Genomic DNA, 17,113 nt, shown 5'->3' with positions numbered 1-17,113 from the left:
GAACAGAATTCACCAAAACTTACCGGGATGAATTTTTATCGCTACGGATAGTGATCAGATAGAGTATTCTGCGCCATCAGGATGATTTGATGGCACAGAAGTTTGCAAAAGTGTCGGATTAATTAATCATCCGATAAAATCTGTGGTCGGATCGCGCCATCCCTGACCAGTTCACGCGGCAAACTATTTTTAATCCTGCTGCCGATCCGCTTTGCTAATCCCAACGGCTGACCGAGCCATGTCACCAGACATTCAACAGCCGGAGGGGGAGTTTCCGGATAAATATCGACGCCGCGGAACCAGCTTTGCGCCAGTTCATCGTCAATGTCAAAACGGTTTTTAGCGTCAGTATAGCTGAACGCCACCACGGCTTCGTGCTGCCAGCGGAAGCCTTTTGGAAAGCGTTCTGCCAGCCGTATACCAATACGCGAGAAGCGCACCTTGCCAAACAGGGGTTCCAATACCGCCGGGAACATCCAGATCTCTTTGTCACGCTGCCACAACGTGTATTGTTTTTCCGGCCATGAAAGCCCGGACTGAGCGGCGGCTTTGATAATTTCCGCGCTGTCCAGACGGGAAAGCGGAGAGAAAGGAAAACGGCCTACTTTATACCCCGGAACAGGCAAGCGCGGTACAGAGTCCGTTTTACGAAAACGCGCGACGAAGAAACCTTCACTGTCATAAACCTGAGGGAATACGTGCAAATAACCTTCCGGCGTTACCGCTTTCTGCGCACCCGCGAATAAATCAGCCAGCGACTCACTTTCCACCGCATGAGCGTACGTATCGAGCAGCCACTGGCAGACCTGTTGATTTTCCTGTGCGTTGAGGGTGCAGGTTGAATAAACCAGTACACCACCTGGTTTCAGCGCATGAAAGGCACTGTCGATCAGTTCACGCTGCGTGGCGGCAATTTCTGAAACGCTGTTTTCAGACCAGTTGCTCATGGCATCAGGATCTTTACGGATAACCCCTTCGCCGGAGCAGGGGGCATCCAGCAGAATCGCATCGAAAGTTTCCGGCAATGCGGCACCAAATACACGCCCGTCAAAGTGTGTCAGTGCCGTGTTGCTGACACCACAGCGGCTGATATTGGCATGTAAAACTTTTACCCGACTTGCGGAATATTCATTGGCAACGATGCCCCCCTGATTTTCCATCAGCGCCGCTATCTGGGTCGTTTTTGAACCCGGTGCGGCGGCGATATCCATCACCAAAGCTGGCGGAGTATCATGCGAAAACAACGCGGTGACCGGCAGCATAGAGCTGGCTTCCTGAATGTAGAACAATCCTGCAAGATGCGATAAGGCATTGCCTAAGCGCGATTCATCGAGCGCATGGCGGTTGATCCAAAAACCTTCGGCGCACCAGGGCACAGGCTCTAAATCCCACTGATAACTGCCGGCGAGTGTAAGAAAGTCTTCCACGCTGATTTTGAGGGTGTTGACCCGCACACTGGGGCGAAGAGGGCGCTGGCAGGCGGCGATGAAATCCTCCATGCTCAGGCTGGCAGGCATGATGGCACGGGTAGCTTCCAAAAAAGCGGCGGGTAATTTATCAGCAAAAGTGCTGGCAGTGGTGAGCTTTGACAAGAATGCGGTTCCAGAGCTGAATAAGTTTTCAGCCGCGGAGTTTAGCATATTTCGCTTTGCGAGGAGGGCCTGAGTCATAGTCCGGAAAGGAAAAGGCCACCCTGAGGTGGCCTCCGGTGAAAATCATATTGGTTAGTTTTTAGGAATGGCGGTACCCCATTTCTGCCAGTCTTTCGGCGCTTCCGGATTGAGCAGGAAATGGTTGCCATTGGCGGCTTTCGGCGCCAGCGGCGTTGTCGGCGGGGTCGCAAAAGCGATGCCGCCGCGGATAAACTGCTGGAATGTGCCGCTTTTAAAGACGCCGCCAGTCAGACCGAACTGCAAGTCATAACCCGATGCCAGCCAGAAAACGGAGTTTTCACGCACCAGATACTGGTATTTTTTGCTGATTCTCAGCGTCACGTTGACCCGGTCAGCCATCGCGCCAAGGTAGAAGCCTGAGACAGTTCCCACTTCGATACCCCGGAACAACACCGGCGTACCGATTTGCAATGAGCCGACTTCAGCAGCGTCAACAACAATGCCGAGACCGTCGGTGTAACGGGAGTCTGTGATGGTGGATTCCTGCAGGTCAAAATTGCGCGCCGAAACCCCTTTGCCTGCTTCAACGTTGATGTAAGGCTGGAGCAGGGTTTCCAGATTGCTGACACCGCCAGCCGAGATCTCCGGCGAAACAATCGAGAAGCGTGAACCGCGACGGGCAAAATCATTCACATATTCCGGATACAGCACAGCTTTGGCCGAAACCTGATTAAGCTGCGGATCGAGTTTCAGTGATTCGACCTGACCAATCGTAATGCCCAGATAGCGGATTGGCATGCCAGCGGAAAGCTTACTGGCATCATAAGTGTTCAGCGTTATCTGACTGCCAACGGCGCGGGCAGAAGTTTCGGAATCATACAGAACCCGTTTCACCCCTTTGCTGGTGGAGACACCTTCAAGATTATCAAAGCTGATGGCGCCTTTTAGCGCACGATCTAATGGCGAGGCCTGAACGGTCAGACCGCTGCCATTGAGTTGTACTTTCGCACCGCCTTCAGCCCAGAAAATACTTTTTTCTGACAGAAGGTTCCGGTATTGCGGCTGAATATACACATCGACTTCAAATTCGTTCGCTTTCGGGCGTACATTTACAATTTGCCCGACCTGAAACTTACGGTAAAGCACCACCGATCCTGCCTGGATATCTGGCAGGTTTTTTGCCGTCAATGTCAGCGTGGCGCCAGGCTGATCGCCCTGAATGCCTTCAGCGGCCTTTTCTGCGTTGCTGTAAAGCGGGTATTTGGGCGCGGGCTCCCCTTTGCTTCCAGGAATAAGGCGGATACCCCCGTCGACCCATTCCTGCGCGCTGGCGCCCAGCACTTCCATGCCATCAATACCCAGCTTCACATCCAGGCGGCTGTTGACCACAAATTTGCTGTCTTTATGCAGGAGGTTTTTATATTCCGGCTTGATCGCGGCATTGAACAGAATACCTTCGTCAGTCAGCGTGCGGTCGATGACGGAACCGACGTTGATACCATAAAGTTTGATCGGCTGCCCCGCATCAATCCCATAGCTTTGCGGCGCAATCAGCTGAATCTTGACAGTGCCGGGGTTCTGGAGCAGACGCTGGTTACTGTCAAGCACCACGAAATGCTTTTGCGGTTCGCCATCGCCTGGGATCAATTCCAGGGTATTCCCCGTCAGCAGCTGGCTGAGATTAGCGTTGTTCAAACTAATTTTCGGGCTGTTCATTTCGATACGTGTACCCGTGCGCATCAGATCGACTACCGAAGGGTCGACAGTCAGTTTACCGACAACCTTATTGTCTGGCTGCAACGTCACATTGGTCAGCGTACCGACCTGCAACCCCTGATACATCAGCGGTGTCTGTCCTTCTGACAAGCCGTTACCGTTTGGTAAATCGAGATTAATCTCAACCCCGCGCTGGCTCTGCGCCAGATCCGGATATAACACGTAAGACTGATCTGCTTTGGCCGGATTACCTTCATTTGGCGAATCCATTGCAATGGCACCGTTAACCAGTGCGGCCAGGCTTTCCATTTGCACTTTCGCGCCGCTCAGGCTGAAGTCGCCTTTAAAGCCGGATACGTTCCAAAAGCGCGTGTTGTCTTTCACCAGACCGGCAAAACGCTTGTCGATCAGCAAATCAATGGTGACGCCGTCATTACCACTTTCAATGTCGTAATCGTAAACTTTCCCGATAGGAATTTTGCGGTAATACACCAGCGAACCGGTGCTGAGTGAGCCCAGATCTTTCGAATGCAAATGAATCATCAGTTCACCGGTATTCAGGCGGAATTTAGGCTGAGTATCGAGGGCAACGAAATGATCTTTTTCTTTACCTGGTCCCGGCATCATGCCGATATAATTACCGCCCACCAGCGCATCAAGCCCGGAAACCCCGGCCAGTGATGCTTTCGGAGTAACCAGCCAGAACTGTGTGCCTTCACGCAGGGCGTCAGATAAATCGCTTTTGATACTGACTTTTACCTGAATGGTACGCAGATCTTTAGTCAGGCTGATGGATTCTACTGTCCCAACCTCAACCCCCTGATAACGCACAGGAGTACGGCCCGCAACGATACCCGCTGCCGACTGGAAATCGATCGTAACAGTATTCCCACTCTCCTGATAGTTGCTGTAAATCAGCCATCCGGCGATCAGTAAAGCAATAAACGGCAGAAGCCAGAAAGGCGAAATCCGGCGCCTGTGTTTTATCCGTGCTTCAGTCGGAGTATTCGGCGTTTCCTGTTGCATGTGCATCCCAAATCAAGCGGCTATCAAGCCATTCAACGGCAAGAATGGTCAGAATTACGGCAGAGCCAAAGTAGAAGGCAGCCGGTCCCATTGTAAAAGACAAAAGCTGGTCACGGTTTACCAGCGACATCATTAAGGCAATAACAAACAAATCCAGCATCGACCAGCGTCCTATCCAGGTGACCAGTCGCAGTAAGCGGATACGCGTTTTCAATCCCTGAATCGCTTTAAAATGGATACTGAGTAACAGCGTCAGCATCACAATCACTTTGGTAAAAGGCACCAGTACGCTGGCGATAAACACAATCGCGGCAATCGGTATGTTCCCTGAGGTGGCCAGCGAAACGACGCCAGAGAAAATAGTGTCTTTCAGTTGCTGCCCGTTGGCATAAATGATGGAGATGGGTAACAAATTGGCCGGGATTAAAAATATCATTGCCGCCATCAGCGCCGCCCAGGTTTTTTGCAAACTGTGTTTGTAGCGTAGACGCATGGGCACGTGACAGCGAGGACAGCGCCCGCGTTCGTCCGGTAATCCCGTGAATTTGCAGGCAAGGCACAAGCGCAGTGAAGACGGCACGCCTTTCGGCCTGCGCTGCGGATAAAACTCCTCCCACAACTGCTCAATATTCAGATTAATCATTGTCAGCGTGACCATCACGGTCATCATCAGGTACGCAGTAAGCGCAATGCCGGCGTTGATATCCGCATATTCCTTGACCTTGATACTGGCGACGGCCATCCCAATCAGATAAATATCGAGCATGACCCAGTCTTTCAGGCGATCCAGCATCAGCAATACGGGCTTGAGATTCATTCCCAGCTTACGGCCAAAATGCAGATAAAGTATAGAAATCGCCAGGGTAAGCGGCGCTCCGATGGTGCAAAACGCCACCATGCTTGCCGTAACCGGATCGCCCTGGCGCGACATTTGCCAGATGCCTTCGAGCAGGCTGGCATCAATGCGCGTGCCGAGCAGGCGAATGCTGATCAGCGGTTCGGTGTAGGCGAAAGGCATCAGCAACAAAATGCTGATGGCCATAGTGATCAGCCTGGGGAGGGAACAGACTTTGCCTTTCTCTACCTTGGCATTACAACGCGGACAATGTGCCGTTTGCGTCCGCTTCAACGCCGGGAGCGAGAAAAGGTAATCACATTCATGGCAACGCTGGTAGCGAACATGCGGTAACTGGGCTGATATTGTGTGTATTTTCATAGTACCTGGAATAGTAAAGAATACCTGTTGTTACAATTACGCATCCCCAAAGGGGGGCAGGCGAGGCCATCACGCCAAGATCAGCCAGGTTTTTTTGACAAAATAACGTATTATGCGGTCGGCAAACAGTTATTGTAGGTGAGTCTTTTTGATGTCACACAGGATTAACCTTGTTCATATGGGCATTTAATGCTTATTTTATAGAGGTTAAGCACAACAGAACGGCTCAGTGCCCTTAGGTTATTATTGGTTACTACATGAATAAAGAAGCATTCTACACGGAATTAAAACGTGATTTGAACGCCTTGATCGCCGGAGAAAACAATTTTATTGCGACTCTGTCGAACGCAAGCGCCTTACTTTTTGAGCGTCTTGATGGCGTCAACTGGGTAGGTTTTTATCTGCTGGACGGTACAACACTGGTGCTCGGGCCATTCCAGGGTAAAATTGCCTGTGTGCGTATTCCGGTAGGAAAAGGTGTCTGCGGTACCGCAGTCGCGGAAAATGCCGTACAGCGTGTGGGGGATGTTCATGCCTTCCCCGGCCATATCGCCTGTGACGCAGCAAGTAATGCCGAAATTGTTCTGCCAGTGACCGTTAATGGCACAGTGATCGGCGTATTAGACATTGATAGCACCGTTTATCAGCGCTTCGATGAAGCGGATGAACAGGGGCTGACAGAGTTAGTCAGCGGGCTTTGCCAGCATCTCGAAAACTGCGATGCTGAAAAATATGTCAATCTGATTGTAAGTTGATCGTCGGATAACGTGGCATTTAATAATGGCGTCATTATAATGTCGCCTGTTCATGCCTGCGCCGGTTGGCAAACCCGTTGTAATCAGGAAATTTCATGGAAAATCAACCTAAGTTGAACAGTAGTAAAGAAGTCATCGCCTTTTTGGCTGAGCGGTTCCCGCTTTGTTTTACCGCCGAAGGCGAAGCACGCCCGTTAAAGATTGGTATTTTTGCGGATTTGGTCGAACGCGTGCAAGGTGAAGAGAATCTGAGCAAAACTCAGTTGCGCTCTGCTCTGCGTCTGTATACCTCAAGTTGGCGTTATCTGTACGGCGTTAAAGTTGGTGCGGAACGTGTTGACCTTGATGGTAACTCATGTGGCGTTCTTGAAGAGCAGCACGTAGAACATGCCCGTAAACAGTTGGAAGAAGCGAAAGCCCGTGTTCAGGCACAACGTGCAGAACAACAGGCTAAACGTCGTGAAGCCGGTGAAACCACTGAGCCACGTCGTCCACGTCCGGCCGCTAAAAAACCTGCGCCGCGTCGTGAAAATGCGCCCGCAGCTGTGGCTGGTCAGGAAAATCGCAAACCACGTACACCTCGCCCACCGCGTGAGGAAAAACGTGAACCGCGTCAGGTGCCAGTAACAGACATTTCAAAACTGCAAATTGGCCAGGAAATCAAAGTCAGAGCAGGTAAGAGTGCTATGGATGCCACAGTATTGGAAATTGCCAAAGACGGTGTCCGCGTTCAACTCTCTTCGGGTCTGGCGATGATTGTACGCGCAGAACATTTGCAGTTCTGATACGGAGGCCAACTCAGGCATGAACAAATTTGTCAGATTAAGCGTTATCGCGGGTCTGTTAATGGCAAGTGCAGGGCTGGTGAATACCAGCTTTGCAGCGAACGAGAGTACACCGGTAACTCTCGCTCAACTTCCTCATTTAACGCAGGATCCGCAGGATGCAACGGTGAGCGAGCGTGTTACTGCTCGTTTTACCCGTTCACATTATCGTCAGTTCGACCTTAATGCAGATTTCTCAGCGAAAATCTTCGACCGCTACCTCAACATGCTCGATTATGGCCATAACGTATTAATGGCTTCCGATGTCGCACAATTTACTGATAAACGTGCCACCTTGGGTGAGGAACTGAAATCCGGTCAATTAACCACGCCATATGCTTTATTCAATCTGGCTCAAAAACGCCGTTTCGAACGTTATGACTACGCATTAAAAGTGCTTGAGCGTCCGATGGATTTCACCGGCAATGACACGATTGAACTTGATCGCAGTAAATCACCGTGGCCGAAAGACCGTGCTGAGCTGGACAAATTGTGGGATGCAAAAGTCAAATATGACGAGCTGAACCTCAAACTGACCGGCAAGAACGATCAGGAAATTCGTGATGTGTTGTCCAAGCGTTATCATTTTGCGATGAAACGCCTGACGCAAAGTAACAGCGAAGATGTTTTCCAGTTGATTATGAATGCCTTTGCGCATGAAATTGACCCGCACACTAACTATCTGTCTCCGCGCAGCACCGAGCAGTTTAATACCGAAATGAGTTTGTCTCTGGAAGGTATTGGTGCCGTCTTGCAAGGTGACGACGATTATACCGTCATCAATTCTATGGTTGCTGGTGGCCCGGCGGCCAAAAGTAAAGCCATTGCGGTTGGTGATCGTATCGTAGGTGTCGGGCAGGTTCAGGCAGGCAAACAGACTCCAATCGTGGATGTCATCGGATGGCGTCTTGATGATGTGGTCGCGTTGATCAAAGGCCCCAAAGGCAGCAAAGTCCGTCTGCAGATCTTGCCTGCGGGTAAAAATGCCAAGAACCATGTGATTACGCTGACCCGCGAGAAAATTCGTCTCGAAGATCGCGCCGTCAAAATGACCATCAAGAATGTTGGCGCCCAAAAAGTCGCTGTGATGGACATTCCTGGCTTCTATGTGGGCCTGACGGATGATGTCAAAGTTCAGTTGCAAAAAATGGCTAAGCAGAACGTTAACAGCTTAGTTATCGATCTGCGTACCAACGGTGGTGGCGCCCTGACGGAAGCAGTTTCGCTGTCGGGTCTGTTTATTCCAAGTGGTCCGGTCGTTCAGGTGCGTGACAATAATGGCCGCATCCGGCAGGACAGCGATACCGATGGCGTCGTTTATTACAAAGGTCCGCTGGTGGTTCTGGTTGATCGCTTCAGTGCTTCGGCATCAGAGATCTTCGCGGCCGCTATGCAGGATTATGGCCGTGCGCTGATTGTCGGTGAACCGACCTTTGGTAAAGGTACGGTTCAGCAGTACCGTTCGCTGAACCGTATTTACGATCAGATGCTGCGACCTGAATGGCCTGCGCTCGGTTCTGTGCAATATACTATCCAGAAGTTCTATCGCATCAATGGCGGCAGTACTCAGCGTAAAGGGGTTACCCCGGATATCCTGATGCCAACCGGTATTGAATCGATTGAAACCGGCGAGAAGTTCGAAGATAACGCACTTCCGTGGGATAGCATTAATGCGGCGACTTACACCAAATTAGGCGACATGAAGCCGTTCCTGCCTGAATTGTTGAAAGATCATGAAGCCCGTATTGCGCAAAATCCTGAGTTCCAGTACATCCAGCAAGACATTGCCCATTACAAGGCGCTGAAAGACAAACGTAACATTGCCTCTCTGAATTACGCACAGCGTGATAAAGAAGATAAAGAGGATGATGCACTGCGTCTGAGTCGTCTGAATGAACGCTTCAAGCGTGAAGGGAAGAAACCGCTGAAATCTCTCGACGATTTGCCGAAAGATTATGTTGCTCCGGATCCTTACCTCGATGAAGCTGACCATATTGCTGTTGATCTCGGTAATCTGGAAAAGTCTCAGGCTGATCAGGCACCGGCGAAATAACGGTTGTGAAAGCCATACTGAAAGCGCACTCCGGTGCGCTTTTTTTATGCGTGTGTTTTGTATGAAGCTTCGAAAGTATCCCGCAGAGTGATACGGAAAAATGTTGATATTTCAGGTCACTCTGTGAATAAAACGCTTCAAAATGTAAAGTATTGTGAATTCAGGTCTTCAGAACGCGCGGGCTCTTGAATCCTGATAAGAAGCCCATAGGATCAGTACAGCCGGGTGCTATGTGCCGGCGGTATGACTCGCTAATAACAATGAAGTAACAATGAGGAAGTGAAATTTTATGATGCGTATAGCGTTGTTCCTGCTGACTAACCTGGCCGTTATGCTGGTATTCGGGCTGGTGCTCAGCCTGACTGGCATTCAGCACAGCAGCGTGCCGGGGTTGATGATCATGGCCGGGCTGTTTGGCTTCGGGGGTGCAATTGTCTCATTGCTGATGTCGAAATGGATGGCGTTACGCTCTGTGGGCGGGGAAGTTATTGAACAGCCTCGTAATGAAACTGAGCGCTGGCTGATGGAAACAGTACGCCGTCAGTCTCATCAGGCGGGCATTGCGATGCCACAGGTGGCGATTTATCACGCGCCCGATATTAATGCGTTCGCAACTGGGGCGCGCCGTGATGCCTCTCTGGTGGCCGTGAGTACCGGACTGCTGCAAAGCATGAGTCAGGACGAAGCCGAGGCGGTTATTGCCCATGAAATCAGCCACATTGCTAACGGCGATATGGTGACCATGACCTTGATTCAGGGGATCGTGAATACCTTTGTGATCTTTATTTCACGTATTATCGCACAGGTGGCTTCCGGATTCCTTTCCGGCAACCGGGATGGCGAAGAGAGCAGCAACGGCAACCCGTTAATTTATTTTGCCGTGGCGACCGTGCTGGAGCTGGTCTTTGGTATTTTGGCCAGCATGATTACGATGTGGTTCTCGCGTCACCGTGAATTCCATGCGGATGCGGGTTCTGCAAAACTGGTAGGCCGTGAGAAAATGATTGCTGCGTTGCAGCGTCTGAAAACCAGTCACGAACCACAGGAAGCGGGCAGCATGATGGCATTTTGTATCAACGGTAAATCCAAATCATTCAGTGAGCTGTTTATGTCTCACCCACCGCTGGATAAACGTATCGAAGCGCTGCGCAGCGGTGCATATATCAAGTAACCAGCCTTTGGTCATTACTGATAAAAAACCCGGCAAGTTGCCGGGTTTTTTTATGTCAGGATTTCAGGTTATCCGCCTCTTTCTGGCTGCTGGTTTTCTGCGTCATCCTTAGCAAGCTGACCAGCGCGCCGGTTCCGGCCAGCGTCCCCGCAAGTATCAGCGATGCGTGGGTGCCATGTTGCGGGAACAGGTTAAACATGAGGGCAACCATCGCCGCGCCAGTTGTCTGACCCAAAAGACGCGCGGTTCCCAACAGTCCGCTTGCTCCGCCACTGCGATTTCGCGGTGCAGCCGTGATGATCGTATGGTTGTTGGGGGACTGGAATAAACCAAAACCGGCCCCACAGAGCAACATGCGCCAGATGATGTTCAGATGAGAAGGCTCTGGTGGCAGCAATGACAGCGAAAAGAGCCCGAATGAGAACACGACCAACCCGATTCCCCCCAGCATTCCCGGATGAAAACGTTCAACCAGACGCCCGGCAATCGGTGCCATCACCATCGTCGCCAGCGGCCAGGGGGTGAGCAGAAGACCCGTTTCCACGGAATTCAAGCCGAGTGTATTTTGCAGGAAGAAGGGCAAAGAAACGAAAGCCAGCATCTGGGCACTGAAAGAACACAGCGAAGTACCCAGTGACATGCTGAAAATAGGAATACGCAATAAATCGATCGGCAACAGCGGGAACGGCTGCGAAAGCTGTCTGCGTACAAAGAACCAGCCGATGATCAGGAGGGCTATGACTTCCCCCAGGATCAGCGTGTGGTTCTGGCCTTGTGCAAAACCACTGATGGCACTGATGAGCAGCCCGAAGGTCAGGGCATTCATCACGCTGCTGATGATATCAAAACGCTGCCCCTGACTTCGTGTCGCATTGGCCGGTAAAAACTTCAACCCGAGGAGCAGCGCAACGATACCAATCGGAACGTTGATAGCGAACAGCCATTGCCAGGAGGCCACCGACAGAATACCGGCGGCAATCGTTGGCCCCGCCGCCGCTGAGACGGCGACGATAAGCGCATTAATCCCGACGCCACGCCCTAAGAAGCGCTGCGGATAAATAATTCGTATCAGCGCGGTATTTACACTCATGATCGCTGCCGCCCCGAAACCTTGTAACACGCGGGCGACAGTCAGTGTCATCAATGAATCCGATAAGGCGCAAAAGAGCGAGGTGATGCTAAATACCAGCAATCCCGTCTGGTAGATACGGCGGTAGCCGAAGATATCACCGAGCGAAGCCAGCGAAAGCAGGGAAATCGTGATCGCCAGCTGATAGGCGTTAACCACCCAGATAGAGGTTGCCGGGCTGGCATGGAAATCATTAGCGATAGTGGGCAGCGCAACGTTAGCGATAGCACCATCGAGTACAGAAACGGTAATACCGAGCGCAATGGTCAGAATAGCACCATATCGTTGTGGGACGGGTAATCCGTCAGCAGGTGAAGGAGTCATGAGGCCTGTCAGTGCGTAGTCATCATAGAGGGGAATATTACTACGCTAATTAACGTAAAGTGACAATTGTCACATGAGGTAATGAATTTTTTATCTGTCTGTCGGGAATGAAACTGGCTTAACAGTTCTTACATTCTTGATCAATGGGTTGATTGCTTCTCAGCGAGGCTTGCCATTATAATAAAAACCACGTTCTATTTTTTTTGAAACAATCTCAACGCGAGCAGGTAATATATCCTATGGCTATCGCAGATCTTGATAAGCAACCCGATTCCGTCTCCTCAGTCCTGAAAGTTTTTGGCATTTTACAAGCGCTCGGGGAAGAGCGTGAGATCGGTATCACTGAACTTTCTCAGCGTGTGATGATGTCCAAAAGCACCGTTTACCGTTTTCTTCAGACGATGAAATCTCTGGGGTATGTTGCACAGGAGGGGGAGTCCGAGAAATACTCCCTCACGCTCAAGTTATTTGAACTGGGTGCCAGGGCGTTGCAAAACGTCGATCTGATCCGCAGCGCTGATATTCAGATGCGCGAATTATCCCGTCTGACCCGCGAAACCATCCACCTGGGCGCACTGGATGAAGACGGGATTGTCTACATCCATAAAATTGACTCGATGTACAACCTGCGTATGCATTCACGCATTGGTCGGCGCAATCCGCTGCACACCACGGCAATCGGTAAGGTGCTGCTGGCGTGGGGCGATAAAACCGAAGTTAATGCGCTGTTGCAGGTGATTGAATTTACCCGCAGCACTGAAAATACCATCATGAATGCTGCCGATTTGCAGACTGCGTTGGATCAGGTTCGCGTGCAGGGGTTCGGTGAAGATAATGAAGAACAGGAACAAGGGCTTCGTTGTATCGCAGTGCCTGTATTCGATCGCTTTGGTGTGGTCATTGCGGGTCTGAGTATTTCTTTCCCGACGATACGGTTCTCAGAAGAAAGCAAAAGTCATTATGTGGAAATGTTGCATACTGCCGCGCGTAATATTTCAGAGCAAATCGGTTTTCACGATTATCCGTTCTGAATTACCGTGTTCTCAGATACTGCGTTATTTCAGGCATAAAAAAACCGAAGCCACTGGCTTCGGTTTTTTGTTGGTAGCAATCTGAAATTAACGGTGTGCCAGCTCCGCTGTTTCTTCAGAGTCCATTACCGATTTATCTGTCTGTTTCAGCAACTGGCTGGTGATGGTACCGGCAGTCATTGAACCGCTGACATTCAGCGCGGTACGCCCCATATCAATCAGGGGTTCGACAGAAATCAACAGGGCAACCAGTGTAACCGGCAGCCCCATGGCCGGCAATACGATCAGGGCGGCAAACGTTGCACCGCCACCCACACCGGCAACACCGGCCGAGCTCAGGGTAACGATACCCACTAAGGTTGCAATCCATACGGGATCAAACGGGTTGATGCCAACCGTGGGGGCAACCATCACAGCCAGCATGGTCGGATACAGACCAGCACAACCGTTCTGACCAATCGTTGCCCCGAAAGATGCCGCAAAGCTGGCGATAGATTCAGGGATACCCAGACGGCGTGTCTGCGCTTCAACGCTCAGCGGGATGGTCGCCGCACTTGAACGACTGGTGAAAGCAAAAGTCAGCACCGGCCAGACTTTACGGAAGAATTTCGCCGGATTAACACCGGTGAATGACAGCAGCACCGCGTGAATAACAAACATGATGCCCAGCCCCAGATAAGACGCCACAACGAAGCTGCCCAGCTTAATGATATCCTGAACATTCGAACCTGCGACGACTTTTGTCATCAGAGCCAGTACGCCATACGGGGTCAGTTTCATAACCAGACGCACCAGCTTCATCACCCATGCCTGCAGGGTATCGATGAAGGCCAGAACACGCGGGCCTTTTTCTGCATCATCTTTCACCAGTTGCAGGGCCGCGACGCCCACGAAGGCAGCGAAGATCACGACGCTGATAATGGATGTCGGGCTAGCGCCTGTCAGGTCAGCAAACGGGTTCTTCGGTATAAAGGAAAGAATCAGCTGAGGCACGCTCAGGTCAGCCACTTTGCCGACATAATTAGTCTGAATTGCCGTCAGCCGCGCCGTTTCCTGCGTGCCCTGTACCAGGCCGTCAGCGGTGAGACCGAACAGGCCGGTCACGAATATACCCACCAGAGAAGCGATAAGCGTGGTGAACAGCAGGGTGCCGATGGTCAGTAAACTGATTTTACCCAACGATGACGCGTTATGCAGTTTCGCCACTGCGCTCAGAATAGAGACAAACACCAGCGGCATGACGATCATTTGCAGCAACTGGACGTAGCCGTTACCGACAACATTGAACCAGGTAATTGAGGTTTTCAGTACCGGATCATCGGAACCGTAGATCAGCTGTAAAGCCAGGCCAAATACCACACCCATAGCCAGACCCAGCAAAACTTTTTTTGCCAGACTCCATTGCTTGTGGCGGGTTTGCGCCAGCAGCAAAAGCAGGGCAACGAAAACCACTACGTTAAGAACGAGCGGAAGATTCATACCAGACTCCAAACTTATAATTTTGATAAATGAAACGGGTGTTTCCGGAAAGGACTGCACCATCCCAAAGCATTGGGGTGCAGAATAACAGTTTGATGGCCTGACTATTTATATCCAAAAGTAATTCGTTATAACTTTTTGGTGATATTTGTATTGATTTTAGCCAATCTGGCAGTGTTTCATTCTGTTCAGATGAATAATTTCAGCAGGTGATTAAAAAAATCCGGATTTATTGCACCAATGATGGGCGTCCAGTCTGGCCAGAAAAGGGTCAGACCGACCAGAATAAGGCAGAGTGTCCGTTCGAGCTGATTCCCTTGCTGACTGTTAATTAAAGGTAACCGGAAACGCCACCGACAAGGCCAGAGCAGTGGCACACCTGCGGGTGTCAGCATATCAGCCAGAATATGGCTCAGATAACCAATAATCATGGCGTGGAAAGCGTCAGCTGGGATCACCCAGTCGTGAGGGAAATGAGTACGTAAAAGAAAAATCCCACCGGCCACAGCCAGCAAACTGTGAGTGAACCCGCGGTGACCGAAAGCCCGCGCGATGGGGGCTGACAGCCATTTGAGACGCTGTCCCAGCACCGATTTGGGGTGATCAATATCAGGCAGCAGACAAGTAAGCAAAGAGCCGGGAATGATATGCCACCAGTCACCATGCGCCAGCTCGGGAGAAAGCTGTGCCTTCTTGGCAAATACTGCACAGGCTATTGAGAAAATGAGATGGCCTTCCGCCGTCATGACGCGTCCGAACTGGATAACTGTTATTTTATCCAGTATAAGTGAAACTGTCACAATCTTGGAAGAGATGCCCTGTAACTAATTGTCAACGAGCTGATAAAAAACAAGAAAGGCGTATAAACAGACGCCTTTCGGTGTCACTTATGGTGCCATTAACGCGCAAGCCAACCGCCATCGACGGCAATCGTGTAGCCATTAACGTAATCAGATGCTTTTGACGCCAGAAAGACGACCGGCCCCATCACATCTTCTGGCAGACCCCAGCGTCCGGCGGGGATCCTGTCGAGGATTTCTTTGCTGCGTTCTTCATCTGCACGCAACTGTTCCGTGTTGTTGGTCGCCATATATCCTGGGGCGATCGCATTCACATTGACGTTGTGCTTCGCCCATTCATTGGCCATCAGTCGGGTCAGACCCATTACGGCGCTTTTTGACGCCGTATAGGAAGGCACCCTTATTCCACCCTGATAGGAGAGCATAGAGGCAATATTTATAATCTTGCCGCCGTTGCCTTGCTTGATGAACTGTTTCGCGGCTGCCTGAGACATAAAGAACAGCGTTTTACTGTTCACATTCATCACATCATCCCAGTTTTTCTCGCTGAATTCGATGGCATCTTCGCGACGGATAATCCCGGCGTTATTGATCAGAATATCGATATGACCAAATTCTCCGACAGCCTTCTCAATCAGCTCCGGAATACCCTGAATGCTGCTCAGGTCTGCTCTCAGATCGAGAAATCGGCGACCTGCCGCGGTGACCTTTTTTTCTGTTTCTGCAGGTGCTGACAGGTTAATACCCACGATATCGCATCCCGCCTGCGCAAGGCCTAGCGCCATGCCCTGGCCCAGCCCGGTATTGCAACCGGTGACGATGGCGACTTTGCCGCTTAATTCAAATGAACTGAGGATCATATTCAGAGTCTCTTTTGCCACGGCGCGTTCGCCATAAAAGATGAGTCGCTCTGCCGGTTAAAGCAGAGCGGGGAGGAGTTAACGCAGTTCGCTGACTTTGACGTGATCCATGTCGTCGAATACCTGGTTTTCACCGACCATGCCCCAGATAAAGGTATAGTTTTTGGTGCCCACACCGGCGTGGATTGACCAGCTTGGAGAGATAACGGCTTGTTCATTGTGCACTAATAAATGACGGGTTTCCTGTGGTTGCCCCATCATATGGAACACGGCCGTCTCTTCTTCCATATTGAAGTAGAAATACACTTCCATACGGCGTTCATGGGTATGGCAAGGCATGGTATTCCACAGGCTGCCTTCTTCCAGTTTGGTCAGCCCCATGGTCAGCTGGCAGGTTTCCAGAACGTCAGGCACGATGAATTTATTGATGGTGCGGCGGTTACTGGTGGCTGCATCACCGATGGTCTGCGGAGAGGCTTCCGCCAGCGTGATTTTTTTGTTCGGGAAAGTGGTATGAGCCGGTGCGCTGTTGTAGTAAAACTTAGCCGGTTTTAACGGATCAACACTGCTGAACTCAACCCGTTGTGCCCCTTTGCCGACATACAACGCTTCTTCATGACCGATTTCATACGTCGTGCCATCAACCACGATCAGGCCCGGACCACCAATGTTGATCACGCCGAGTTCACGACGCTCAAGAAAATAGCTTACGCCAAGCTGTTTACCAACTTCATCACCCACGGATACCGTTTTTTCAGCGGGCATGACACCGCCGACAATGATGCGGTCAATATGGCTGTAGGTCATGGTGTAGGCATTTTTCTCGAAAATTTTCTCAATGAGAAATTCACGGCGTAATTCAGCGGTATCAAGTGTTTTAGCGTGGTCGCTGTGGATACTTTGACGAACTTGCATGTGGGTACCTCTCATAGATGACGAGATTAAGGAGGACTTACCGGGCGAGTCTGACCGTTGCGTGGCAGTGACAGGGTACAGAAGCAGGAGAGCTCCCGGCTCGTCCTTGTTGCAGAAATCATAGGTTGATTGACATGTTAATTCAATAAAAATGAAATGATGTTTTATTTATTTTATGAGTCAGTTCAAGATTTACGAAAT

Annotated in this window: 13 protein-coding genes; 5 read left to right on the top strand and 8 right to left on the bottom strand. The window is 50.8% G+C overall.

Annotation, left to right across the window (positions count from 1 at the left end; all coding sequences use genetic code 11):
- Positions 1-122: 122 nt before the first annotated feature.
- From rsmF to yebS, 3 genes are all read right to left on the bottom strand, one after another.
- Positions 123-1,640 carry a 16S rRNA (cytosine(1407)-C(5))-methyltransferase RsmF gene (gene rsmF / locus J1785_RS13200; protein WP_217219540.1) on the bottom strand — a complete coding sequence of 506 codons (1,518 nt, stop codon included), beginning with the start codon at positions 1,638-1,640 and terminating at the stop codon, positions 123-125.
- Between the two features lie 84 nt (positions 1,641-1,724).
- Positions 1,725-4,355 (bottom strand): PqiB family protein, encoded by a 2,631-nt coding sequence (locus tag J1785_RS13195; RefSeq protein ID WP_217219539.1) that lies wholly within the window; start codon positions 4,353-4,355, stop codon positions 1,725-1,727.
- Positions 4,324-5,571, bottom strand: coding sequence for a membrane integrity lipid transport subunit YebS (yebS, locus tag J1785_RS13190; RefSeq protein ID WP_129951747.1), 1,248 nt, complete (start codon positions 5,569-5,571; stop codon positions 4,324-4,326). Before yebS ends, J1785_RS13195 begins: the two co-directional genes overlap by 32 nt.
- A gap of 257 nt (positions 5,572-5,828) precedes the next feature.
- On the opposite strand from yebS, the gene J1785_RS13185 reads away from it, so the two are divergent.
- The 4 genes from J1785_RS13185 to htpX all read left to right on the top strand — a co-directional run bounded on the left by J1785_RS13185 (position 5,829) and on the right by htpX (position 10,374).
- A complete protein-coding gene (locus J1785_RS13185) occupies positions 5,829-6,326 on the top strand; it encodes a GAF domain-containing protein (RefSeq protein WP_129951746.1) in 498 nt (165 codons plus the stop codon).
- A gap of 95 nt (positions 6,327-6,421) precedes the next feature.
- Positions 6,422-7,111, top strand: a complete 690-nt coding sequence (gene proQ / locus J1785_RS13180; RefSeq protein WP_015697850.1) for an RNA chaperone ProQ — start codon at positions 6,422-6,424, stop codon at positions 7,109-7,111.
- Positions 7,112-7,130: 19 nt separating this feature from the next.
- Entirely contained in the window at positions 7,131-9,203 is a 2,073-nt protein-coding gene (gene prc / locus J1785_RS13175; RefSeq protein WP_217219538.1) for a carboxy terminal-processing peptidase, read from the top strand.
- Between the two features lie 289 nt (positions 9,204-9,492).
- Positions 9,493-10,374: a protease HtpX gene (htpX, locus tag J1785_RS13170; protein WP_129951744.1), complete on the top strand. Its 882-nt coding sequence runs from the start codon at positions 9,493-9,495 to the stop codon at positions 10,372-10,374.
- Between the two features lie 55 nt (positions 10,375-10,429).
- On the opposite strand, the gene J1785_RS13165 is transcribed toward htpX, so the two are convergent.
- Positions 10,430-11,827: an MFS transporter gene (locus tag J1785_RS13165; RefSeq protein WP_129990452.1), complete on the bottom strand. Its 1,398-nt coding sequence runs from the start codon at positions 11,825-11,827 to the stop codon at positions 10,430-10,432.
- A 239-nt stretch (positions 11,828-12,066) separates the two neighbouring features.
- On the opposite strand from J1785_RS13165, the gene kdgR reads away from it, so the two are divergent.
- Positions 12,067-12,858 (top strand): DNA-binding transcriptional regulator KdgR, encoded by a 792-nt coding sequence (gene kdgR, locus J1785_RS13160; protein WP_217157173.1) that lies wholly within the window; start codon positions 12,067-12,069, stop codon positions 12,856-12,858.
- 87 nt (positions 12,859-12,945) lie between these two features.
- On the opposite strand, the gene J1785_RS13155 is transcribed toward kdgR, so the two are convergent.
- The 4 genes from J1785_RS13155 to kduI all read right to left on the bottom strand — a co-directional run bounded on the left by J1785_RS13155 (position 12,946) and on the right by kduI (position 16,912).
- A complete protein-coding gene (locus J1785_RS13155; protein ID WP_217157171.1) occupies positions 12,946-14,337 on the bottom strand; it encodes an L-cystine transporter in 1,392 nt (463 codons plus the stop codon).
- Between the two features lie 188 nt (positions 14,338-14,525).
- Positions 14,526-15,083, bottom strand: a complete 558-nt coding sequence (locus J1785_RS13150) for a metal-dependent hydrolase (protein ID WP_129951740.1) — start codon at positions 15,081-15,083, stop codon at positions 14,526-14,528.
- A gap of 152 nt (positions 15,084-15,235) precedes the next feature.
- Positions 15,236-15,997, bottom strand: coding sequence for a 2-dehydro-3-deoxy-D-gluconate 5-dehydrogenase KduD (gene kduD, locus J1785_RS13145; protein WP_129952134.1), 762 nt, complete (start codon positions 15,995-15,997; stop codon positions 15,236-15,238).
- 78 nt (positions 15,998-16,075) lie between these two features.
- The gene (kduI, locus tag J1785_RS13140; protein ID WP_129951739.1) at positions 16,076-16,912 is read right to left on the bottom strand and encodes a 5-dehydro-4-deoxy-D-glucuronate isomerase; all 837 of its coding nucleotides are present in this window, start codon (positions 16,910-16,912) and stop codon (positions 16,076-16,078) included.
- Positions 16,913-17,113 lie beyond the last annotated feature (201 nt).

Source organism: Rahnella perminowiae (assembly GCF_019049755.1).
GTDB lineage: Bacteria > Pseudomonadota > Gammaproteobacteria > Enterobacterales > Enterobacteriaceae > Rahnella > Rahnella perminowiae.
Note: the sequence above shows the minus strand (reverse complement) of the source record. Positions and strands in the feature narration are given on the sequence as shown.